We start from the raw sequence: 21,272 nt of genomic DNA, 5'->3' as shown, positions 1-21,272 counted from the left end.
CCGAACAGGGAGCAGAAACGCGATGAGACAGAAGTCCCTCCGCACGCTGGTGGCGGCCGCGCTGGCCACCGTGCTGGCCGCCGCCGGGCTCACCGGCCCGGCGGCGGCGCCCGCCGCCGCGGCCGAGACGAACCTGGCGGCGGGCAAGACCGTGTCCGCCAGCAGCTCCAACGGCCAGTACACCGCCGACCACGTCAACGACGGCGACCAGGCCACCTACTGGGAGAGCGCCAACAACGCCTTCCCGCAGTGGATCCAGGTCGACCTCGGCGCCTCCGTCGACACGAACAAGGTCGTCCTGAAGCTCCCGACCGCGAACTGGGGCGCCCGCACCCAGACGCTCTCCGTGCAGGGCAGCACGGACGGGACGACCTACAGCGACCTCGTCGGCTCCGCCGGCCGGACCTTCGACCCGGCCGCGAACAACACCGTGACGCTGACCTACGACGCCAAGCTCACCCGCTACCTGCGCGTCCGCGTCACCGCCAACACCGGCTGGCCCGCCGGGCAGCTGTCGGAACTGGAGATCTACGGCCCGTCCACCGGGGACCGGACGCCGCCGACCGCGCCGTCCGGGCTGGCGTACACCGAGCCGTCCGCCGGGAAGATCAAGCTGACCTGGAACGCCGCGTCCGACGCGGTCGGCGTCACCGGATACGACGTCTACGCCGACGGCGGGAAGCGCGCGAGCGTCGCCGGGAACGTCCTCACCTACACCGACGACCAGCCCGCGACGGCGACCGTCTCCTACTTCGTCCGGGCGCGGGACGCGGCGGGCAACGTCTCGCCCGACAGCAACGTGGTGACCCGCCAGGGGCAGGGCGGCGGCACCAACCTCGCCGCGGGCAAGCCGATCACCGCGTCCTCGCACGTCTACTCCTTCGTCGAGGGCAACGCCAACGACAACGACGTCGCCACGTACTGGGAGTCCGGCTCCGGCGCCTATCCGGCGACGCTCACCGTCGATCTCGGCGCGAAGGCCGACCTCACCTCCGTCGTGGTGAAGCTGAACCCCGACGCGGCGTGGTCCACCCGCAGCCAGACGATCGAGGTGCTCGGACGCGGCGGCCACACGGGCTCGTTCACGACCATCAAGCCGGCCGCGAAGTACGCCTTCGACCCGGCCACCGGCAACACCGTGACGATCCCGGTCACCGCGACGGCCGCCGAGGTGCGGCTGGCGTTCACCGCCAACTCCGGCGCGCCGGGCGGCCAGGCCGCCGAGTTCCAGGTCATCGGCACCCCGGCGCCCGCCCCGGACCTGACCGTCACGAACCTGTCCTGGGACCCCGCCGCTCCGGACGAGACCAACGGCGTCACGCTCCGCGCGACCGTGAAGAACGCCGGGACGGGCACCGCCGACCCGAGCTCCCTCGACTTCCTGGTCGGCGGAACGAAGGCGGCGTCCGCGCAGGTCGGAGAGCTGGCGGCCGGAGCGTCCACCACCGTGTCCGCCTCGATCGGGACGCACGACGCCGGCAGCTACACCGTCGCGGCCACGGCCGACGCCGGTGACGACGACGTCGAGCTGAACGAGACCAACAACACCGCGAGCGCGACCCTCAAGATCGCGCCGGTGCCGAGCTCCGACCTGGTGGTACGCGACGTCACCTGGAGCCCCGGCAACCCGCAGGCCGGCGACGCGGTCAGGTTCTCGGCCACGCCGCGCAACGAGGGCACCCAGGCCACCGCCGGCGGCTCCCACGGCATCACGCTGACGATCCTGGACGGCGGCACGGCGGTGAAGACGCTCACCGGCTCCTTCACCGGCCCGCTCGCGCCCGGCGCCACCGCCGCGCCCGTCGACCTCGGCACCTGGACCGCCGCGAACGGCCGCTACACGATCCGGACCACCATCGAGGACGACGTCAACGAGGTGCCGGTCAAGCGCGCGAACAACACCTCCACGCAGGCCCTGTTCGTCGGGCGCGGCGCGCACCTGCCGTTCGACGCCTACGAGGCCGAGGACGGCGTCCTCGGCGGCGGTGCCGCTGTCGTCGGCCCCAACCGCACGATCGGCGACCTCGCCGGAGAGGCGTCCGGCCGCCGCGCCGTGACGCTGAACTCCACCGGCAGCAGCGTCGAGTTCACCACCAAGGCGCCCACCAACACCCTCGTGACCCGCTACTCCATCCCCGACGCGGCGGGCGGCGGAGGCGTCGACTCGACGCTCGACGTCTACGTCGACGGGACGTTCCTCAAGGCCATCGACCTCACGTCCCGGTACACGTGGGTGTACGGGGCCGAGGCGAGTCCGAGCGACTCGCCGGGCGCCGGGCCGCCCCGCCACATCTACGACGAGGCGAACCTCATGCTCGGCACGACGGTGCCGGCCGGCCACAAGATCAAGCTGCAGAAGGACGCCGCCAACACCACCACCTACGCCATCGACTTCGTCAACACCGAACTGGCCACGGCCAAGCCGAACCCCGACCCGGCCAAGTACGCCGAGCCCGCAGGCTTCACCCACCAGGACGTCCAGAACGCCCTCGACAAGGTGCGGCAGGACTCCTCGCTCGTCGGCGTCTACCTGCCGCCGGGCACCTACGACACCGCGCAGAAGTTCCAGGTCTACGGCAAGGCCGTCAAGGTCGTCGGCGCGGGCCCCTGGTTCACCCGGTTCCGCACGCCGCCGAACCAGCAGAACACCGACGCCGGATTCCGCGCGGACGCGACCGCCAACGGTTCGACGTTCTCCGGATTCGGGTTCCTCGGCAACTACACGTCCCGTATCGACGGGCCGGGAAAGGTGTTCGACTTCTCGAACGTCAGCGACATGACGATCGACGACGTCTGGGCCGAGCACGTCGTCTGCCTTTTCTGGGGGACGAACGTCGACCATTCCACGATCGAGAACTCGCGGATCCGCGACACGTGGGCGGACGGCATCAACTTCACCAACGGCAGCTCCGGAAACCACGTCGCGAACGTCGAGACCCGCACCACCGGCGACGACAGCTTCGCGCTGTTCCCCGCCACCGACAACCACAACGAACAGGAGACCGGGAACGTCTTCGAGGACCTCACCTCGCTGCTGACCTGGCGCGCGGCCGGGCTCGCGGTCTACGGAGGCGGCGGCAACACCTTCCGCAACATCCACATCGCCGACACGCTCGTCTACTCCGGGATCACGATCGGGACGCTGCAGTTCGGCGGCATTCCCGCCCTCGGATTCGAATCGGACCCGAAGACGACGTTCGAGAACATCTCGCTGATCCGGGCCGGCGGGCACTTCTGGGGGAACCAGACCTTCCCCGCCCTCTGGCTGTATTCGGGGGAGTTCCCGTTCCAGGGCATCCGCATCAACGACGTCGACATCGTCGACCCGACCTACTCGGGGATCATGTTCCAGACCAAGTACTCCGGAGGGCAGCCGCTCAAGCCGATCACCGACACGGTCCTCACGGACGTCACCATCTCCGGCGCCCGCAGGAGCGGTGACGCGTTCGACGCCAAGTCCGGATTCGGGATCTGGGTCAACGAGATGCCCGAACCCGGTCAGGGCCCGGCGGTCGGCTCGGCCACCTTCGACCACCTGACGCTGCACGACAACGCCGAGGACATCAGGAACACCACGACCACGTTCACCATCACCAGGAACCCCTGAGCAGGGGGACCGGGGACGCGGGTGTTGGGAGGCACCCGCGTCCCCGCGTGCCCGCCGGCCCGGCGCGCCCGGGGGTCACCGGCCGGGGGTCACCGGGCGCGGCCGAGGACGTGGTGGACGAGCTCGCGGAGCGGGCCGTTCAGCTGGGCCTCGCCGACCGTGGTGTGCCGGCCGTCGATGTCGATGTCGTACACGAACTGGTCGGGGATCCGGCCGGGCGGCGGCACCGCCGCCAGGTCGACCCGGCCGACCAGCCGCGCCAGCATCGGATCGGTCGTACTGTCGGCCTCGCCCTGCCGCCGGATCCCGGCGAACCCGCCGCTGCGGACGACTGTCACCTTCACCGCACCGTCACCGTCCCGCACTGTCACCGTCTCGCGCGTTCCCCCGCCCGCGCCGCCGCTTCGGCCTGCCTCACTGTTGGACGCCTACCCCTTTCCAGGCGTTGCTCACCGCCGCGGTCTCGGCGGCGTCGGCGCCGTAGAGCCGGGTCGCGGTCTGGACGGTCTCGGCGGCGAAGCCCGCGAAGTCGATCGCGCTCGCCAGCGACCCGCCGGTGAGGGTCTCGTACCAGACGCGCCCGGCCTTCTCCCAGGCGTTCCCGCCGATCGCGGCGGCGGCGAGGTAGAACGCGCGGTTCGGTATGCCGGAGTTGATGTGGACGCCGCCGTTGTCCTCGTAGGTGCGGACGTAGCCGCTCATGTGGGCGGGCTGCGGGTCCTTGCCGAGCTGCGGGTCGTCGTAGGCGGTGCCGGGCTCCTTCATCGAGCGGAGCGCGACGCCGTGCACGCCGGGGGCGAGCAGGCCCTGGCCGATCAGCCAGTCGGCCTGGTCGGCGGTCTGGCCGAGGTGCATCTGCTTGATCAGCGAGCCGAACACGTCGGAGAGCGACTCGTTGAGCGCGCCGGACTGGCCCGAGTAGTCCAGGTTCGCGGTGTACTGGGTGACGCCGTGGGTCAGCTCGTGGCCGGTGACGTCGAGCGGGCCGGTGAAGTCGGTGAAGATCGTCCCGTCGCCGTCGCCGTACACCATCTGCTCGCCGTTCCAGAAGGCGTTGTCGTAGCGCTCGCCGTAGTGGACCGTCGAGATCATCTTCAGGCCGGCGCCGTCGATGGAGTCGCGCCCGTAGGCGGTCTGGTAGAAGGCGAAGGTGGCGCCCAGCCAGTCGTAGGCCTGGTCGCAGGACGTGTCGCCGGTGGCGGCGGCGCCCTCGGCGCGGACGGTGCGGCCGGGGAGCTGCTCCTTGTGCCCGGCGTCGGCGATCTCCCGGTTCGGCGCGGCGGCGCCGGACGGCGCGGGGGGCGCGGCGTAGGAGGCGAGGCGGCGTTCGGTGGCGTGGGCGGAGGTGAGGGCCAGCGTCCGGCGGGCACGGTCGCGCATGGCCGGGTCGGTGGCGTCGCGGGCGATGCGTTCCAGCATGTGCGGAGGCACGATGTGGCATCTCATGCTCCAACGCTGCCAGCTCGCCGTGACGGCGGCCACACCTTTCGCCGTCACCGCACGGCCGAAACCGGTCACAAAGCGTGACCGCATCCGGGGCGGACGGGGCGGCTGGGAGACTTGTGAAGATCCTGCGGAGATGCCGGGCGGCGCGACCGGGCACCCGGGCGCGTGCGCGAGAATGAACGGGTGACCCTCTACCGCGACGAAGGCATCGTCCTGCGCACCCAGAAGCTGGGCGAGGCCGACCGCATCGTGACGGTGCTGACCCGGCGCGGCGGCCGGATCCGCGCCGCGGCGAAGGGGGTGCGCAAGACCAGGTCCCGGTTCGGCGCGCGGCTGGAGCCGTTCACCCACGTCGACCTCCAGCTGTACGAGCGCCGCTCGCTCGACCTGATCACCCAGGCCGAGACGCTGCGCCCGTACGGCGAGGCGCTCGTCGGCGACTACCCCCGCTACACGGCGGGCACGGCGATGCTGGAGACCGCGGACAAGCTGGCCGGCGAGGAGGGCGAGCCCGCCCTGCGGCAGTTCCTGCTGCTGGTCGGCGGGCTGCGCACGCTCGCCGAGCGCGGCCACGACCCGCGGCTCGTGCTGGACGCCTTCCTGCTGCGCTCGCTGTCGGTCGCCGGGTGGGCCCCGGCGCTGGACGAGTGCTGCCGGTGCGGTAACCGCGGCGGGCTGCGCGGGTTCGCCATCGCGGCGGGCGGCGCGGTCTGCGCGAACTGCCGCCAGCCCGGCGCCGCGACGCCGGCGCCGCCGACGTTCGCGCTGATGCTGGCGCTGCTGCGCGGCGACTGGGAGTACGCCGACGCCAGCGAGCCCCGCCACCGGGTGGAGAGCAGCGGCCTCGTCGCCGCCTACCTGCAGTGGCATCTGGAGCACGGGATCCGCTCGCTGCGGCACGTCGAACGCGAGGACCGCGGAGACCGCGCGGACCGCTCGGACGCCGCCGGCGACGACACCACCAGGGAGAGAGTGTGAGAAGGGCCGTATCGCCACCGGAACCGCATCGGGACGGCGCGAAGCCCCCGCCGATCCCCGCGGACCTGGTGCCGCGGCACGTCGCCATCGTCATGGACGGCAACGGCCGCTGGGCCAAGGAGCGCGGGCTGCCGCGCACCGAGGGCCACAAGCGCGGCGAGGACTCGCTGTTCGACGTGATCATGGGCGCGATCGAGCTGGGCGTGCCGTACCTGTCGGCCTACGCCTTCTCCACCGAGAACTGGAAGCGCTCGCCGGACGAGGTCCGCTTCCTGATGGGCTTCAACCGCGACGTGATCCGCCGCCGCCGCGACCAGCTGCACTCGATGGGCGTGCGGGTGCGCTGGGCGGGCCGCCGCCCGCGGCTGTGGCGCAGCGTCATCAAGGAGCTGGAGACGGCCGAGGAGATGACGCGCGAGAACGACGTGCTCACCCTGCAGTTCTGCGTGAACTACGGCGGCCGCGCCGAGATCGCGGACGCGGCGGCGGCGATCGCCCGGGACGTGCGCGCCGGCCGCCTCAACCCCGACAAGATCAACGAGAAGGTGTTCGCCCGGTACCTCGACGAGCCGGGCATCCCGGACGTGGACCTGTTCCTGCGCTCGTCGGGGGAGCAGCGCACGTCCAACTTCCTGCTGTGGCAGTCGGCGTACGCGGAGATGGTCTTCCTCGACACGCTGTGGCCCGACTTCGACCGGCGGCACCTGTGGCACGCGTGCGAGCTGTACGCCAGCCGCGACCGCCGGTACGGCGGTGCGATCCCCAACCCCGTGGAGCCCACCGCCGCGACCGGCTGACGCGGGTCCGGGCTCAGACCAGGGCCGCGTCCAGGGTGATCGTGGTGCCCTTGAGGGCCTGGCTGACCGGGCAGTTCTCCTTGGCGTCCTGCGCGGCCTTCTCGAAGGCGTCCGCGGACAGGCCGGGCACGCTCGCCCGGACCGTCAGGTGGATGCCGGTGATGCCCTCGCCCGGCTGGAAGGTGACCTCCGCCTTGGTGTCCACCTTCTCCGGCGGGTTCCCGGCGCCGGCCAGCCCGTGCGACAGGGCCATCGAGTAGCAGGTGGAGTGGGCGGCGGCGATCAGTTCCTCCGGGCTGGTCCGCCCGTTCGGCTCCTCGCTGCGGGACGCCCAGGTCACGTCGAACGTGCCGACCTTGGACGAGTCGAGCGAAACGGTTCCCTGACCGCTGAGGAGCGGTCCTTCCCAGTGCGCGTTGGCGGTGCGTGTCGTAGCCATGCCACCGATTCTCTCGCACACCGTCCCCGCGTACGCCGAGGCCCCGCGGACGGGGACGCGGGGGCGGGTCAGCGGGCCTGGGAGCGGCAGTCCGCGCAGGTGCCGAACACCTCGACGGTGTGGGTGATGTCGGCGAACCCGTGCTCGGCGGCGATCGCGTCCGCCCAGCGCTCCACGGCCGGGCCCTCGACCTCGACCGTCCGGCCGCAGGCGCGGCAGACCAGGTGGTGGTGGTGCTCCTCGGTCCGGCAGGCGCGGTACACCGCCTCGCCCTCGTCGGTGCGCAGCACGTCGACCTCGCCGGAGTCGCTGAGCGCCTGCAGCGCCCGGTACACCGTCGTCAGGCCGATCTTGGAGCCGTCCGCGCGGAGGTCGGCGTAGATGTCCTGGGCGCTGCGGAAGCCCTCGCAGCCGGCCAGCACCTGCCGCACCGCGTCGCGGCGGGCCGTCGTCATCCCCTGATCACCTCCGCCTCGGCGTCCACCCGCAGCCGCTCGCCCGGTCCCGGGCCCGGGACCGCGTCCCCGGCCGGACGGGCCTTCGCGCGCCTGCGGCGCACCACGGTCCCCCCGGCGGCCGCGACCGCGAAGAGCGCGAGCGCCAGCAGCACGATCGAGGGTCCCGGGGGAAGATCGTACTCGAAGGAGCCGGCGAGGCCCGACACGGCCGACAGTACACCGACCCCCATCGCCAGCAGCATCGTGCCGCGGAACCCCCGCGCGACCTGCTGCGCCGCCGCCACCGGCACGATCATCAGCGCGCTCACCAGCAGCAGCCCGATCGCCCGCATCGCGATCACCACGGTCACCGCTGCGGTCACCGCGATCAGCACGCTGAGGAACCGGACGGGCAGCCCCGCCGCCCGTGCCACGTCCTCGTCCTGGCACAGCAGGAACAGCTCCCGGCCGAACACCGCGACGATCCCGAGCACGACGACCGCAAGCGCCGCGACCACGTACAGGTCGGACGCCGACACGCTGCTGATCGACCCGAACAGGTACGACTGCAGGCTCGTCCCGCCGCCCTGCACGTTGGTGAGGATCACACCGCCGGCCAGCCCGCCGTAGAACAGCAGTGCCAGCGCCACGTCGGCGCCGCTGCGGCTGCGGGCGCGCAGCACCTCGATCGCCACCGCGCCGAGCACCGCCACCACCAGGGCGCCGAGGACGGGGGAGGAGCCGGTCAGCAGGCCGAGGCCGATGCCGGTCAGCGCGATGTGCCCGACGCCGTCGCCGAGCAGCGACAGCCGCCGCTGCACGATGAACGTCCCGACGGCGGGCGCGGTCAGGCCGATGAGCACGGCCATCACCAGCGCGATCCGCATGAAGTCGAACTGCAGCATCTCCGTCACGTCGCGCTCCCCCTCGTGCCGCCGCCCACCGTGCTCCCCGCGGTGCTTCCCGCGGCGCCGCCCGCCGTCTCGCGCGCGATGCGGCCGTGCTCCAGCTCGACGGTGCGGGTGACGAGCGGCTCCATCGGGCCCAGCTCGTGCGCCACCAGCACCACCGTCCGGCCCGCCTCGGCCAGCCCGCGCAGCGTCGCCGCGAGCGCCGCCTGGCTCCCCGCGTCCACGCCGGCGGTCGGCTCGTCCATCACGAACACGTCGGGCTCGCCCGCCAGCGCGCGGGCGATCAGGACCCGCTGCTGCTGGCCGCCCGACAGCAGATGCGCCGAGTCGCGGGCGCGGCCGGCGAGGCCGACGGCCTCCAGCGCGCGGTCCACGGCGGCGCGGTCGGCGGCCCGGTCGGTGAACAGCGCCGGCCGCCAGCGCGACCGCCGCGCGATCCGCCCGGACGCCACGACCTCCCGGACCGTCGTCGGGACGCCGCCGCCCAGCGGCAGCCGCTGCGGGACGTACCCGATCCGCGTCCAGCCGCGGAACCGGGCGGGCGGCTCGCCGTAGATCTCGGTGCGGCCTGCGGCCAGCGGGACCAGCCCGAGCAGCGCCTTGACCAGGGTGGACTTGCCGGCCCCGTTCGGCCCCATGACGGCCAGCACGTCGCCGGCGGCGACCCGCAGGTCGACGCCGGACAGCACCTCGCGGCCGTCGCGCCGGACCACGCCGCCGGTCATCGCGAACGGCGGGGCCGCCTCCTGCGCACCGGTCATCTCCGTCCCTCCGCCGCTCATGAGCACCCCAGGGCGGGGCGCAGCGTCCGCAGGTCGCGGTCCATGACGGTCAGGTAGTCGTCGGACGAGCCCGGCTCGACGCCCTCCACCGGGTCGAGCACGGCGGTCCGCACGCCCGCCTCGCGGGCGAGGGAGTCGGCGACCTTGGAGCTGACGAGCCGCTCGGTGAAGATCGTCGTCGCGCCGGCGGCGCGGACCTCGCGGGTCAGCCCGGCGAGCCGTTTCGGCGACGGCTCCATGGACGGGTCGATGCCCGCGATCGACACCTGCCGCAGGCCGTACCGTTCGGCGAGATAGCCGAAGGCGGCGTGCGCGGTGACGATGTCGCGGCGGGCGCAGTTCTCCAAGCCGTCGCGGAACCGCTGGTCGAGGCCGGTGAGCTGGGCGGCGACGGTCTGCGCGCGCTGCCGGTAGGCGGTGGCGTGCGCGGTGTCGGCCTCGGCGAGCCGGTCGCCGAGCGCGGTCGCGATGGTCGCCATCCGGGCCGGGTCCAGCCAGACGTGCGGGTCGTAGCCGACGTCGGCGTGCCCCCGGTCGCCGTCGTGCTCCTCGATCTCGCTCTCGTCGTCGGACGGCGGCGGCAGCGTCCTCACCAGGCTCGCGGCGTCCAGCGACCGGTTCCGGGCGTGCTCGCGGACGGCGTCGTCCACGGCCGGCTGCACGCCCTTGACGTAGACGGCGAGGTCGGCCTTCTCGACCTGCGCGACTTGCCGGGCCGTCAGCTCCAGGTCGTGGGGCTCGGCGCCGGGTCTGGTCAGCGTCCGGACGTATACGTCGCCGCCGCCGACCCGCTCGGCGAGCCAGGCGGCGGGATAGAAGGACGCGACCACGGCCGTCTTGCCCGGCGGGACGTCCGCGACGGCGCTGCCGCAGCCCACCAGCGCGGCGCCGAGACCGGCGGCGAGCACCGCTGCGGGCACGGCCGCGAGGAGGGCGCGGAGCGGGTTGCGGGGTCGGGGCACCTCACGATTATGGACGAAGATGAAAACGGTTGTCAAAACCGCCCAAAGCCCCGTCCCAGGGCGAACCCGACGAGAACGGCCAACGCCACGACCCGCAGGATCCTTCCCTGCGCCTCCAGCTCCGGCCAGTTCAGGAACGCGAACCAGGCCAGCGCCGCCGCCAGCACCAGCAGCCCGGCCGCCGCCACCCAGCCCGTTCCCACCATCCCGATCACCAGCAGCACGAACACGACGGCGAGCAGCAGCCCGCGCGGCAGCCGGTGCAGGAACACCACCGGCGCCGCGCTCCACCGCTCCACCGCCGCCCGCACGCCGCCCGCCGGCCGGTCCCGTCCGCTCCGCGTCTCCACCGGCCCAACGTACTGCGAGGATGGGCGGATGATCGCGATAACCCGGTACCGCGTGCCCGCGTCGGACGCCGACGGCTTCGCCGACCGCATGACCGCGGTGCTCACCGCGCTGTCGCGCAGCACCGGATTCCGGTCCGGGCGACTCGCCAGGACCGTCGACGAGCCGGGCCTGTGGGCGCTGGTCACCGAATGGGACGGCGCCGGCCACTACCGCCGCGCGCTCGGCGCCTACGAGGTGCGGCTGGAGTTCATGCCGCTGGCCGCGCTGGCCGTCGACGAGCCCGGCGCCTACGAGGTCGTCACCTCCCTCCCGCGCTGACCCGCGGGACCTCGCCGCAGGTCAACGAAGCGGGCAATACCGGGGCAAGAAGCGGCCGGGCCCGGTTTCGGCGCCGCCCGTCAAGGTCATCTTTGCCGGGTCACGATCATGCCGCCGGGCCCGCGGGGGAGACGGCCGCCGCCCCGCCCGGCGTAGTTCGGGGGAGAATGATGCGCCGTGTCGTCTCGCAGACCGCTGTCGCCCTGCTCAGCTCGGCCACCGGGACGGCCGCCGTCGCGTGCCTCGGCGCCCTCCACGCGGCGGCCCCCGCGCGGCCCGCGGCCCACGCGGCCGCCGCGCTGACCGGAGGGGCGCCCGGCGTCCGCGCGGCGGGCGAGGCCGGGCCCCGCTCGGTCGCCTACCGCGGCGTGCGCGTCCCCGTCCCGGAGGGCTGGCGGGTGATCAGCCTCGACCTGGACCCGTCCGCCTGCGTCCGCTACGACCTGCACGCCGTCTACCTGGGACGTCCCGGGCCGCAGCCGGACTGCCCGGCCCGGGTCGTCGGCCGCACCGAGGCCGTGCACGTCCAGCCGCTGCGCGGCGCCGCGGCGTCCCGGACGGTCGTGCACGGCGACAAGCTCGGCTCGTTCACCGTCCGGCCCACCATCGGCCACGAGACCATGCTGGCCCTTCCCGAGGCCGGTCTCAGCATCACCGGCGTGTACGGGACGGACCCGGCCGAGCTCCAGCGGGTCCTGCGCGGCACCCGGCTGATCTCGAAGCGGACCGGCGGACCCGGCAAGCCCCACGCGCACGGGAAGCCCGGCACACCCGCCAAGCCGGCCGACCCCGCCAAGCCCGACGCATCCGCGAAGCCCGACGCATCCGCGAAGCCCGATGCACCCGCGAACCCCGATGCGTCTGCGAAGCCCGATACGTCCGCGAAGCCCGCGAAGCCCGAGACGCCTGCGAAGCCGGTCCAGCCGGAGAAGCCGGCCGGGGCGCACGAGCCGGCCGGGCCGTCGTCGAAGCCCGCCGTCCGCCGCAGCGCGCCGCCGGAGCCCCCGGAGCGGCTGGACTACGCGTCCGGCAAGGGCTTCGACACCTGCACGGCTCCGGCGCTGTCCACGATGAAGGCGTGGCGTCCGGCCTACAAGGTCACCAACATCTACATCGGCGGCGCAGCGCGGGGCTGCGCGCAGCCCAACCTCACGGCCTCGTGGGTGAAGAAGGTCCACAACATGGGCTACCGCATCCTGCCGACGTACGTCGGTCTCCAGCCGCCGTGCGGCACGCGCCCGCAGAAGTTCACCAAGAAGAGCGCCGCGTCGCAGGGCAGGAGGACCGGCGGGGACGCCGCGGCCCGGGCCAAGGCGCTCGGCATCCCGGCCGGCGAGCCCATCTACCTCGACCTGGAGGCGTACAACAGCGGGAACGCCTCCTGCCGGGCCGCCGTGATCCGTTTCGTCAGCGCCTGGGTGAAGGCGGTCGCGAAGAAGCACTACAAGCCGTGCCTCTACGGGAACGCCAGCTCCGGGGTCCGCGACGTGGGCGCGGCCGCCGGGGCCGCCAAGCCCGTCGGCATCTGGTTCGCCAACTGGGACGGCAAGGCCCGCGTGTACGGCGACCGGTACCTGCCGGACCGCTGGTGGCCGCCGCACCGCCGCATCAAGCAGTACCGGGGCGCCCACCGGGAGCGGCACGGCGGCGTCACGCTGAACATCGACAGCAGCCTCGCCGACGGCCGCGCCTACTGAGCCCCGGCCCGCCCTACCGCCCCGGCCTCCGGCGCGGCGCACCCGGCACGTCGGGCGCGCCGCGCCGGTGCCGCCCGGGAACCCCGCCGGGTGCCCTAAGCTGGGGAATGCTCTGAGGCGCCGGGGAGCCGCGCCTCACCGCTCTTGCACAGCGCACCATCACCGGGGATCACCATCGCCGCCGTACCGCCGTTCCGCCGGCGGCCGGGGCGTTCGCACTGACCCGCCGACCGCCAGCCGGATGGAGAGAAGACTCATGGCACGCCGTTCCGATGTGCTGGACACGATCGTCAACCTCGCCAAGCGGCGGGGCCTGGTCTACCCGTCGAGCGAGATCTACGGCGGGCTCCGCGCGTCCTGGGACTACGGGCCGCTCGGCGTCGAGCTGAAGAACAACGTCAAGCGCCAGTGGTGGAAGTCCATGGTGCAGGGCCGCGACGACGTCGTCGGCCTGGACTCGTGCGTCATCCTGGCGCGCGAGGTCTGGGAGGCCAGCGGTCACGTCCAGGCGTTCGTCGACCCGCTCACCGAGTGCCAGTCCTGCCACAAGCGCTTCCGGGCCGACCACCTCGAGGAGGCCTACGAGGAGAAGCACGGCCGGGCGCCCGCGAACGGGCTCGCCGACATCACCTGCCCCAACTGCGGGGTGAAGGGCTCGTTCACCGAGCCGAAGATGTTCAACGGCCTGCTCAAGACCTACCTCGGCCCCGTCGAGGACGAGTCGGGCCTGGCCTACCTGCGGCCCGAGACCGCGCAGGGCATCTTCATCAACTACCTGAACGTCCAGCAGTCCGCGCGCCGCAAGGTGCCGTTCGGCATCGGGCAGATCGGCAAGTCGTTCCGCAACGAGATCACGCCGGGCAACTTCATCTTCCGGACGCGCGAGTTCGAGCAGATGGAGATGGAGTTCTTCGTCAAGCCGGGCAGCGACGAGGAATGGCACCAGTACTGGATCGACGAGCGCATGCAGTGGTACGTCGACCTCGGCATCCGCAAGGAGAACCTGCGGCTGTACGAGCACCCGGCCGAGAAGCTGTCGCACTACTCCAAGCGCACCGTCGACGTGGAGTACAAGTTCGACTTCGTCGGCAGCGAGTGGGGCGAGCTGGAGGGCATCGCCAACCGCACCGACTACGACCTGTCGACGCACTCCAAGGCGTCCGGCGCGGATCTGTCGTTCTTCGACCAGGAGTCCGGTGAGCGGTTCACCCCGTACGTGATCGAGCCGGCGGCCGGTGTCGACCGCTGCACGCTCACCTTCATGATGGACGCCTACGCCGAGGACGAGGCGCCCAACGCCAAGGGCAAGCTCGAGAAGCGGACGGTCATGCGGCTCGACCGGCGGCTCGCCCCGGTCAAGGTCGCGGTGCTGCCGCTGTCGCGCAACGCCGACCTGTCGCCGAAGGCCCGCGACCTGGCCGCGCAGCTGCGCCGCAACTGGAACGTCGACTTCGACGACGCCGGCGCGATCGGCCGCCGCTACCGGCGCCAGGACGAGATCGGCACGCCGTTCTGCGTCACCGTCGACTTCGACACGCTCGAGGACGACGCGGTGACCGTCCGGGAGCGCGACTCGATGAGCCAGGAGCGCATCGCGATCGGCCAGGTCGAGTCGTTCCTGGCGGCGCAGCTCGTCGGCTGCTGAGCCGCCGGGGCCGCTGAGACGCGGCGGCGGGCCGCCCCTCTTGTGCGAGGGGCGGCCCGCTTCTCTTTGGGAGCGATCATCGCTGTGGTGGGAGCGCGTCGTTCGGGAGCCTGCCGGGGAGCGCCCCCTCTGGCGGGTCAGCCCGTGACGTACAGGGTCTGGTCGTAGGTGCCGGACCCGGCGGTCGTCTCGCCCTGCAGCTGGTACGTGGCGGAGACGGTGGCGGTGGACGGGCAGAGGAAGCTGCTGCCGGACTGCTTGTTCACCGTCGCGTTGTTCACGCCGACCTGAGCCTGGGCGTTGCTCGTGACGGGACGGTTCGGGTTGTCGGGGTTGTAGCCGTTGGCGGTGAGGTTGCCGCCGAAGACGCAGGTGATGCCGCCGAACAGGTCGACGACGGCCTTGACGCTGAAGTTGGCGATCGTGACCGCCGCGTCGCGGTTGCCGCTGTGGCCGGAGTCGTAGACGACGGTGCCGCCGGTCCACGGCAGCTTCTGCGCGGTGATGGCGACGGACGCGGTGCCGGTGCAGTTGCTGAAGTCGGCGCTGCCGATGCTGAGGCCGGTGCCGTCGGAGTTGATCGAGCCGGTCATCGTCGACTGGCTGCAGGAGCCGCTGCCGATCGAGGTGGAGACGGTCGCGGTGCCGAGCAGCGAGGCCCGCACGTTGCCCGCGTAGGGGGCGGCGGTGGCCGAGCCCTTGCGGATGGTCGTGGTCGCGGCCGAGGCGGGTGCGACGCCCGCGGCGAGGACGGCGAGCGCGGCGGTCCCGATGATCGCGGTCTGTCTGATACGTGCCACCGGATACTCCTTTGTCCGGTTCGGGGTGGGCAACGCGAAAGTAATTCGCCTTTCCTGGGTCGGCAATGGGCGCGGTCCGATCCGGCCTGGCCGCATTGGGACACCAGCCGGTGTCTGCTGGTGGGCCCGGACGCGCGGGGGAGGGGGAGGAGGTTGTGGCGCCCGGCCCGATTGACGGAGTCCCGACTCCGTGCTTTCTCGCTTTGTTGCGGTCCAATGCGCCCGCCCGCGAAGTGGCCTAGATTGGGCCGCACCACCGCCGCCGGCCCGGCGGCTCGGGGACGGTGAGGAGGGCCCATGCGCGAACCGCGCCGCTCGCCCGCCGCCGTCCGCTGGCTGCTCGCCCTCGCACTCGGCCTGCTCGGCCTCGCCGGCGCGCCCGCCGCCGGCACGCTCGCCGGACCGTCCGGCGGCGTGGCCGACGTCGCGGTCCGCACCGGCTCCGTGCAGTACGCGCCCGGACGGGCATCCTCACCGCGATCGGCCCATGCCGCCGCGGTGGTGGCGCGGCATCACGCCGGAGCACCCGCGCCTGCCACGCCGGGCGCGTTCGCCGCCGCGGGACCGGACGTGCGTCCGGCGCTCGTCCCGCTCGTCCGGCCGCTTCCCGGCTTCGACGCGCCCGTCGTCACGGCCACGGGCGTGCCGCGGGGACGCGCCCCGCCCGCCTCCACTCGGATCTGACGTTCCGTCCAGCGGCGCCGCGCCTTGCGAAGCGGCGGCGCCATCGCTCCGTGTGGAGGTTCCCCTTTGACTCGCGCCAACGCGGTGCGGGCGGTCCTGGCATTCGCCGTGCTCGCCGCATCGCTGTACTTCGCATTGTCCGAACCCGCCCGGCTGGGCCTCGACCTGCGCGGCGGGACCCGGATCGTCCTGGAGACCCGGGACTCGCCGTCGGTGAAGGCCGGCCGCGAGGCCACCGACCGCGCCCGCCAGGTGCTGCACCGCCGCGTCGACGCGCTCGGCGTCGCCGAGGCGTCCATCACCCGCTCCGGCGACCGCCGGCTGATCGTCGAGCTGCCCGACGTGCAGGACCCCTCGCACGCCGCGTCGCTGCTCGGCCGCACCGCCCAGCTCACCGCCCACCCCGTCCGCGCGGCCGACGGCCGGGCCGGCGACGGCGAGAAGGAGGTCCCGGACGAGAGCGGCCGGCCGGTCATCATCGGCCCCGCCGTCCTCACCGGCGACGGGATCGGCTCGGCCGCCGCGTCCTTCGACCCCGAGGGGCTCGGCGGCTGGGACGTCGGCATCGAGTTCCGCGGCGGCGGTGGAGCCGCCTGGGAGAAGGCGACCGCCAAGGCCGCCTGCGCGACCGGCGACGAGCGCCGCGTCGCGTTCGTCCTGGACGGCAAGGTCATCTCATCGCCGCAGGTCAGCGAGGATGTCGCCTGCGGCATCGGGATCACCGGCGGCTCCACCCGCATCACCGGGAACTTCGGCGCCGAGGAGGCCAAGGACCTGGCCGCGCTGGTGCAGGGCGGCGCTCTCCCCGTCCCGGTGACGATCGTCGAGCAGCGGGTCGTCGGCCCCACCCTCGGCGAGGAGGCGATCCGGGCCAGCGCCTGGGCGGCCGTCATCGGCGTCGCGCTGACCGGCCTGTTCATCGTCGCCGTCTACCGGCTCGTCGGCCTGCTCGCCACCCTCGCGCTGGCCGGCTACGCGCTGATCTCCTACGCCGCGCTCGTCGCCGCCGGCGCGACGCTCACCCTGCCCGGCCTCGCCGGGTTCGTCCTGGCGATCGGCATGGCGATCGACGCGAACGTCCTGGCCTTCGAACGCGCCCGCGAGGAACGCGCCGCCGCCCCCGGCCGCTCCCCGCGCAACGCCCTCGCCATCGGCTTCACCAAGGCGTGGTCGGCGATCGCCGACTCCGCCGCCACCACGCTGCTCGCCGGCGGCCTGCTGTTCTTCCTCGCGTCCGGGCCGGTCAAGGGATTCGGCGTCACGCTGTGCATCGGCGTGCTGGCCTCGCTGGTGTCGGCGATGCTGCTCAGCCGCGTCCTCACCGACGCGGCCCTGGCCCGCCTGCCGCGTCTCGGCCGTTCCAAGGCCGGCGGCCTCAGCCCCGGCGGCCGGATCCGCCGATGGCTGGAACACCGCGAACCCGACCTGATGAAACGCCGGACGCTCTGGCTCGCGATCTCCGGCCTCGCCGTCGCGATCACGCTCACCGGCATCGTCACCCGCGGCCTGAACTACGGCGTCGAGTTCACCGGCGGACGGGCCGTCGAGTACACCACGAACCGTCCCGTCGACATCGACGACGCCCGCTCCGCCGTCGCCCGCGCCGGCTTCCCGCAGGCCACCGTGCAGACCTCCGGCAAGGACGGCATCGCCGTCCGCACCAGCGAGCTCACCGACGCGCAGGAGAGGCGCATCCGGGACGCGCTCGCGCAGCAGGGCGGCGGCGCGGCCAAGCAGCGCGACGAGCTCATCGGCCCGAGCCTCGGCGGCGAGATGCGCACCAAGGCGATGATCGCGCTCGGCGTCGCCCTGCTCGTGCAGCTCGGCTACCTGACGTTCCGGTTCCGCTGGACGTTCGCGGCCGGGTCAGTGCTGGCGATGCTGCACGACATCACCATCGTCACCGGCCTGTTCGCCTGGCTCGGCAAGCCCGTCGACGGCGTCTTCCTCGCCGCGCTGCTCACCGTCATCGGCTACTCGGTGAACGACTCCGTGGTGGTGTTCGACCGCGTCCGCGAACTGTGGACGGTCTCACCGCGCACCCCGTTCGCGCAGGTCGCGAACCGTGGGGCGTTGCAGACCGTCCCCCGCACCGTCAACACGGGCATGGGCGCGCTGTTCATCCTGGCCGCCCTCGCCGTCCTCGGCGGCGACACGCTGACCGACTTCGCCATCGCCCTGCTGGCGGGCATCCTCGTCGGCACCTACTCCAGCGTCTTCACCGCCACCCCACTAGCGATCACTCTGAACCGCTTCGCCGGCCCCCCACCCCACCCGGCCCCGAAGCCCCGCCCCGCGAACCGCACCGATTCAGGCGCCGTCGTCTGACCGGGACGTGCCGCCGGCAGACCACCGGCGGCACGTCACCCGGCCACGCCGCCGTGGTCCGCGACCAGGCAGACGACCGACCTTCGATGATCTTCCCAAGCAGCCCGAGACGGCTGCACCTGCCCAGGCCGCCGCTCACGCACCCGCCGGCCGCCGAACACCATGCCCCGCAACGCCCCGCAGCCCTCCTTCACCATCGCGAACTCCGTGCTCCTCCCCGGCCACGCGTCTCCGGAGAGCGTGAAAACACCGAGCACCCGCCGCTCGTAACCGGGCCGGCAGTCGACGAACGCTTCGCCGTCGTCCAGCCGCCATTTCTTGACGCACTCGCCCGACCGGAGTTCCGCGATGTCCTTCCAGCCCGGGGACGGCGTCGAGGCGGACGCCTGCGCACCGGTACGGCGAAGTACGCAACCCACTGCGCGGTCGCCGCGCTTCCACGCTTCGGGCTGCGGACGGTCGATGCGTACTTCCAGGTCATCGCCTCGGCGGTCATCCGGCATGAACCCGATCCGCTTCTTGCAGGCTTTCCCCGCCACGGCCACGAGTGCCGCGTCGCCGGGATAAGGCCCACCGGCCACAGCCGTCACGACACCGACTTCCCCTTCATGCGGGCGCTGGCACGACACCTTGGTCACGTACATTCCGGTGACGCCCTCCTCCAACCCGTTGAAGCAGTCACCCGCGTGCAAGAGCGTGACCCGCTGCCCACGCGGACCGGTCACGGGGACGCTGCCGCCGCGCCCATGAAGCATCACGAAGGCGGCGACGACGAGCAGGCCGACGACCAGCGCGATGACGACGAACCGCCGCCGGACCGGCGCGCCGAGCCAGGTCACCGGGGCATCAGCGAACGCCGGAGCGGGCCGTCCACGCCGTGCACCAGGCACATGATTCTCCGGTCACCGTAGTTCCACCCCTTTTTCGACGGGTAGGTGTACCAGATCTCGACACCGCCGGGAAAGTGCGACTTGAATACTTTGTCGGCGCGCTTGGTGCAGCCTTGGGTCGCCTTCGCCTCCAGCCCTGAAGGATAGTCGTCACCATGCAGATTGTAAGTGGCGAAGACCTGGTACTTATGCTCCTTCTTGCAGTCGACAAGCGATTCGATACCGGTGGTGCGCCACGTGACGATGCAGTCGCCGGTGACCAGATCGCTGGCGCTTCTCGGTCCCCATTGCAGATATTTGAGCGGTGACGTGAGCTCTTCCTTGCCCGTGTAGTGGAGGACGCAGATGATGTGGCGGTCCCCATCGTCCCAGTCGCTGCGGCGGGGTCGGTCGAGGCGCAGTTCGATGTGGTCGCGGTAGCGGTTGTCGACCAGGTCCTCGGTCTTCTCCTTGCATACCTTCGTCGCCGTGGACACGAGTTCGGTGTCACCGGGATAGGGAGCGGCCGGCATCGCGAACTGCGCGCCGACCTCGCCTTCATGGGGAAGCGTGCAGCCTCCGATGGTCGCGTAGATGCGGTCGAGGTCCTCTTCGTAATCGAGGAAGCAGGCACCCACACCGAGCGTCGTAACGCGCGGCTTCCCGTTCTTCGTCGAAGCGGCCGCCGAGGCATCCCCGCTGCCACCGGCGCTCAGCGTGGTCGCGGCCACGACGGCGACAACGCCGACGACCCAGGCGGCGGACGCGGCGAGGCCGCCGATGGCCAGCCCTTTGCCCTTCTCGCCACGGCGTCCGATCTGCACGAACGCCGCGATGGCGAACCCGATCGCGAGGAGCAGCATGCCGAGGAGCCCGGTGACCAGCGCAACGATCGCGAACCGATTCGTCCGCCGCGGCGCCGGCCCGTGCCCGTGCCCGAACGGCGGCGCGTACGCATACTCGACGGCCGGCGCCGAACCCTCCGCACGCACCTCGTCCGGCGGAGCCGCGAGCTCCGTGGACGACCGGTCCGGTGAAACCCAGCTGTGAGCGCCCGACGCCGATTCGGGGACATCGAACTGCGGCGACTCATCGGCGCCGGGACCGGGGTCCTGAGCGCTCATCCGGGCATCACCGAATGCCGGAGCCGACCGTGGGCCGCGGTGAACGTGCAGACGATGCGCCGTTCACCGATGGTCCATCCATGTTTCGAGGGGAAGCCGTATCCCGGCATGAGACTCCTAAGCGGGTGCGTGCCGAACAGTTTCACCGCACGCTCGGCGCAGTCTCGTAGGATCCCATCCTCGGCGGCCCGAGTGGAGGGGTAGTTGTTCCCGTGCAGGTCGTAGACGGAATAGACCTGGATTTCGTGCGGCTTGGAGCAGTCGACGGTCTCCAGCCGGGTCTTGCTCCACTCGCGGACGCAATCACCGGCGACCAGCTGCGTGTAATACCGAGGCCCCCACGTCAGGCTGCCGAGCGTGCCCATCAGCTTTTCCTTGCCGGTATAGCGGAGAACGCAGGTGACATGGTGCTCGCCGTGTTCCCACGCGTCCCGCCGAGGACGGTCGACGTGCATTTCGATGTCGTTGGCGAATCGGTTCTTCATCAGATAGTGGGTCTGCTGCCCGCACAGCCTGGTGGCCTCGGCCATCAGCGCCGCATCGCCGCGATAGGCGGAGCCGGGCATCGTGATAGCGGCCCCGATCTCCCCTTCGTGCTGCCCTGTGCATGACACCGGGTTCGCGTAGATGCGGTTGATGTCCTCCTCGAAGGCGTCGAAGCAGTCTCCGATCTGCAACGTGGTGACGCGCGGTTTGCCGTTCCGGACGTCCGGTGCCGCCGTTGCTCCGCCATGGTGCGAATGACGCGCGGGCACGACGACCGCGACGGTGGCGAGGGCGATGATCCAGGCGGTGGACGCGGCGAGGGCGCCGATGGCGAGGCCGCGGCCCTTTTCGTTGCGGCGGCCTGCTTGGACGAGGGCGGCGATGGCGAACCCGATCGCGAAGACGACCAGGCCGAGGAAGCCGGTGACCAGCGCGGCGATCGCGAGGCGGTTCGTCCGGCGTGGGCCTGGTGCGGGTGGGGGCGGCGCGAAGCCGGGGGAGTGGGGCGGTCCGACCGGTGGTGCCCAGGCTTCGGCGGGGGTCTCCGGGACGTGGTCAGCGTCCGGTGGCGTTGTCACAGCGGGAAGGTACGCGATCAAGGTCACGAATCG

Annotated in this window: 20 protein-coding genes; 8 read left to right on the top strand and 12 right to left on the bottom strand. The window is 72.3% G+C overall.

What is annotated here, in order from left to right; all coding sequences use genetic code 11:
• Positions 1–22: 22 nt before the first annotated feature.
• Complete coding sequence (locus QP089_RS27620; RefSeq protein WP_285915252.1) at positions 23–3,607, top strand: discoidin domain-containing protein; 3,585 nt, start codon at positions 23–25, stop codon at positions 3,605–3,607.
• Between the two features lie 89 nt (positions 3,608–3,696).
• Here QP089_RS27620 and QP089_RS27615 read toward each other — a convergent pair whose 3' ends face one another.
• Entirely contained in the window at positions 3,697–3,951 is a 255-nt protein-coding gene (locus QP089_RS27615; RefSeq protein WP_285915251.1) for a protealysin inhibitor emfourin, read from the bottom strand.
• Positions 3,952–4,021: 70 nt separating this feature from the next.
• Positions 4,022–5,053, bottom strand: a complete 1,032-nt coding sequence (locus tag QP089_RS27610; protein ID WP_285915249.1) for a M4 family metallopeptidase — start codon at positions 5,051–5,053, stop codon at positions 4,022–4,024.
• 183 nt (positions 5,054–5,236) lie between these two features.
• Between QP089_RS27610 and recO the strand changes: the two genes are divergently transcribed.
• Positions 5,237–6,031, top strand: coding sequence for a DNA repair protein RecO (gene recO / locus QP089_RS27605; protein WP_285915247.1), 795 nt, complete (start codon positions 5,237–5,239; stop codon positions 6,029–6,031).
• The gene (locus tag QP089_RS27600) at positions 6,028–6,828 is read left to right on the top strand and encodes an isoprenyl transferase (protein WP_285915245.1); all 801 of its coding nucleotides are present in this window, start codon (positions 6,028–6,030) and stop codon (positions 6,826–6,828) included. Before recO ends, QP089_RS27600 begins: the two co-directional genes overlap by 4 nt.
• 13 nt (positions 6,829–6,841) lie before the next feature.
• On the opposite strand, the gene QP089_RS27595 is transcribed toward QP089_RS27600, so the two are convergent.
• The 6 genes from QP089_RS27595 to QP089_RS27570 form a co-directional block, all read right to left on the bottom strand.
• Positions 6,842–7,267, bottom strand: coding sequence for an OsmC family protein (locus QP089_RS27595; protein ID WP_190856170.1), 426 nt, complete (start codon positions 7,265–7,267; stop codon positions 6,842–6,844).
• 68 nt (positions 7,268–7,335) lie between these two features.
• A complete protein-coding gene (locus QP089_RS27590) occupies positions 7,336–7,722 on the bottom strand; it encodes a Fur family transcriptional regulator (protein WP_285915241.1) in 387 nt (128 codons plus the stop codon).
• Positions 7,719–8,618 (bottom strand): metal ABC transporter permease, encoded by a 900-nt coding sequence (locus QP089_RS27585; protein WP_285915239.1) that lies wholly within the window; start codon positions 8,616–8,618, stop codon positions 7,719–7,721. The genes QP089_RS27590 and QP089_RS27585 overlap by 4 nt, the downstream gene beginning before the upstream one ends.
• Positions 8,615–9,376: a metal ABC transporter ATP-binding protein gene (locus tag QP089_RS27580; RefSeq protein ID WP_285915238.1), complete on the bottom strand. Its 762-nt coding sequence runs from the start codon at positions 9,374–9,376 to the stop codon at positions 8,615–8,617. Before QP089_RS27580 ends, QP089_RS27585 begins: the two co-directional genes overlap by 4 nt.
• Positions 9,377–9,393: 17 nt before the next feature.
• Positions 9,394–10,359: a metal ABC transporter substrate-binding protein gene (locus QP089_RS27575; protein WP_285915236.1), complete on the bottom strand. Its 966-nt coding sequence runs from the start codon at positions 10,357–10,359 to the stop codon at positions 9,394–9,396.
• Positions 10,360–10,391: 32 nt separating this feature from the next.
• Entirely contained in the window at positions 10,392–10,709 is a 318-nt protein-coding gene (locus QP089_RS27570; protein WP_285915234.1) for a DUF6703 family protein, read from the bottom strand.
• A gap of 28 nt (positions 10,710–10,737) precedes the next feature.
• Here QP089_RS27570 and QP089_RS27565 point away from each other — a divergent pair, with 28 nt between their 5' ends.
• From QP089_RS27565 to QP089_RS27555, 3 genes are all read left to right on the top strand, one after another.
• On the top strand, positions 10,738–11,028 hold the full coding sequence (locus tag QP089_RS27565) for an antibiotic biosynthesis monooxygenase family protein (RefSeq protein WP_285915232.1): 291 nt from the start codon (positions 10,738–10,740) through the stop codon (positions 11,026–11,028).
• 167 nt (positions 11,029–11,195) lie between these two features.
• Entirely contained in the window at positions 11,196–12,725 is a 1,530-nt protein-coding gene (locus QP089_RS27560; RefSeq protein ID WP_285915230.1) for a DUF1906 domain-containing protein, read from the top strand.
• A 256-nt stretch (positions 12,726–12,981) separates the two neighbouring features.
• Positions 12,982–14,370 (top strand): glycine--tRNA ligase, encoded by a 1,389-nt coding sequence (locus QP089_RS27555; RefSeq protein ID WP_285915229.1) that lies wholly within the window; start codon positions 12,982–12,984, stop codon positions 14,368–14,370.
• A 137-nt stretch (positions 14,371–14,507) separates the two neighbouring features.
• On the opposite strand, the gene QP089_RS27550 is transcribed toward QP089_RS27555, so the two are convergent.
• On the bottom strand, positions 14,508–15,170 hold the full coding sequence (locus tag QP089_RS27550) for a hypothetical protein (RefSeq protein ID WP_285915227.1): 663 nt from the start codon (positions 15,168–15,170) through the stop codon (positions 14,508–14,510).
• Positions 15,171–15,467: 297 nt separating this feature from the next.
• Between QP089_RS27550 and QP089_RS27545 the strand changes: the two genes are divergently transcribed.
• Positions 15,468–15,854, top strand: a complete 387-nt coding sequence (locus tag QP089_RS27545; RefSeq protein ID WP_285915226.1) for a hypothetical protein — start codon at positions 15,468–15,470, stop codon at positions 15,852–15,854.
• Positions 15,855–15,920: 66 nt separating this feature from the next.
• The gene (gene secD, locus QP089_RS27540) at positions 15,921–18,182 is read left to right on the top strand and encodes a protein translocase subunit SecD (RefSeq protein WP_285915224.1); all 2,262 of its coding nucleotides are present in this window, start codon (positions 15,921–15,923) and stop codon (positions 18,180–18,182) included.
• A gap of 35 nt (positions 18,183–18,217) precedes the next feature.
• Here secD and QP089_RS27535 read toward each other — a convergent pair whose 3' ends face one another.
• The 3 genes from QP089_RS27535 to QP089_RS27525 are packed head-to-tail and all read right to left on the bottom strand — an operon-like array spanning position 18,218 to position 21,266.
• Positions 18,218–19,021: a septum formation family protein gene (locus QP089_RS27535; RefSeq protein ID WP_285915223.1), complete on the bottom strand. Its 804-nt coding sequence runs from the start codon at positions 19,019–19,021 to the stop codon at positions 18,218–18,220.
• On the bottom strand, positions 19,018–20,175 hold the full coding sequence (locus QP089_RS27530) for a septum formation family protein (RefSeq protein ID WP_285915221.1): 1,158 nt from the start codon (positions 20,173–20,175) through the stop codon (positions 19,018–19,020). Before QP089_RS27530 ends, QP089_RS27535 begins: the two co-directional genes overlap by 4 nt.
• Positions 20,172–21,266, bottom strand: a complete 1,095-nt coding sequence (locus QP089_RS27525) for a DUF4190 domain-containing protein (protein ID WP_285915219.1) — start codon at positions 21,264–21,266, stop codon at positions 20,172–20,174. The genes QP089_RS27530 and QP089_RS27525 overlap by 4 nt, the downstream gene beginning before the upstream one ends.
• Between the last annotated feature and the right edge of the window lie 6 nt (positions 21,267–21,272).

It is taken from the genome of Actinomadura opuntiae (assembly GCF_030283205.1).
Lineage (GTDB): Bacteria > Actinomycetota > Actinomycetes > Streptosporangiales > Streptosporangiaceae > Spirillospora.
This window is presented reverse-complemented; position numbering and strand designations above follow the sequence as displayed.

What these genes read in the sequence shown, in the direction of transcription:
- QP089_RS27555 (WP_285915229.1), top strand. Translation starts at nt 12,982, where the DNA reads ATGGCACGCCGTTCCGATGTGCTGGACACGATCGTCAACCTCGCCAAG.
- QP089_RS27545 (WP_285915226.1), top strand. Translation starts at nt 15,468, where the DNA reads ATGCGCGAACCGCGCCGCTCGCCCGCCGCCGTCCGCTGGCTGCTCGCC.
- QP089_RS27590 (WP_285915241.1), bottom strand. Translation starts at nt 7,722, where the DNA reads ATGACGACGGCCCGCCGCGACGCGGTGCGGCAGGTGCTGGCCGGCTGC.
- QP089_RS27595 (WP_190856170.1), bottom strand. Translation starts at nt 7,267, where the DNA reads ATGGCTACGACACGCACCGCCAACGCGCACTGGGAAGGACCGCTCCTC.
- QP089_RS27610 (WP_285915249.1), bottom strand. Translation starts at nt 5,053, where the DNA reads ATGAGATGCCACATCGTGCCTCCGCACATGCTGGAACGCATCGCCCGC.
- QP089_RS27580 (WP_285915238.1), bottom strand. Translation starts at nt 9,376, where the DNA reads ATGACCGGTGCGCAGGAGGCGGCCCCGCCGTTCGCGATGACCGGCGGC.
- QP089_RS27560 (WP_285915230.1), top strand. Translation starts at nt 11,196, where the DNA reads ATGATGCGCCGTGTCGTCTCGCAGACCGCTGTCGCCCTGCTCAGCTCG.
- QP089_RS27530 (WP_285915221.1), bottom strand. Translation starts at nt 20,175, where the DNA reads ATGAGCGCTCAGGACCCCGGTCCCGGCGCCGATGAGTCGCCGCAGTTC.
- QP089_RS27620 (WP_285915252.1), top strand. Translation starts at nt 23, where the DNA reads ATGAGACAGAAGTCCCTCCGCACGCTGGTGGCGGCCGCGCTGGCCACC.
- QP089_RS27565 (WP_285915232.1), top strand. Translation starts at nt 10,738, where the DNA reads ATGATCGCGATAACCCGGTACCGCGTGCCCGCGTCGGACGCCGACGGC.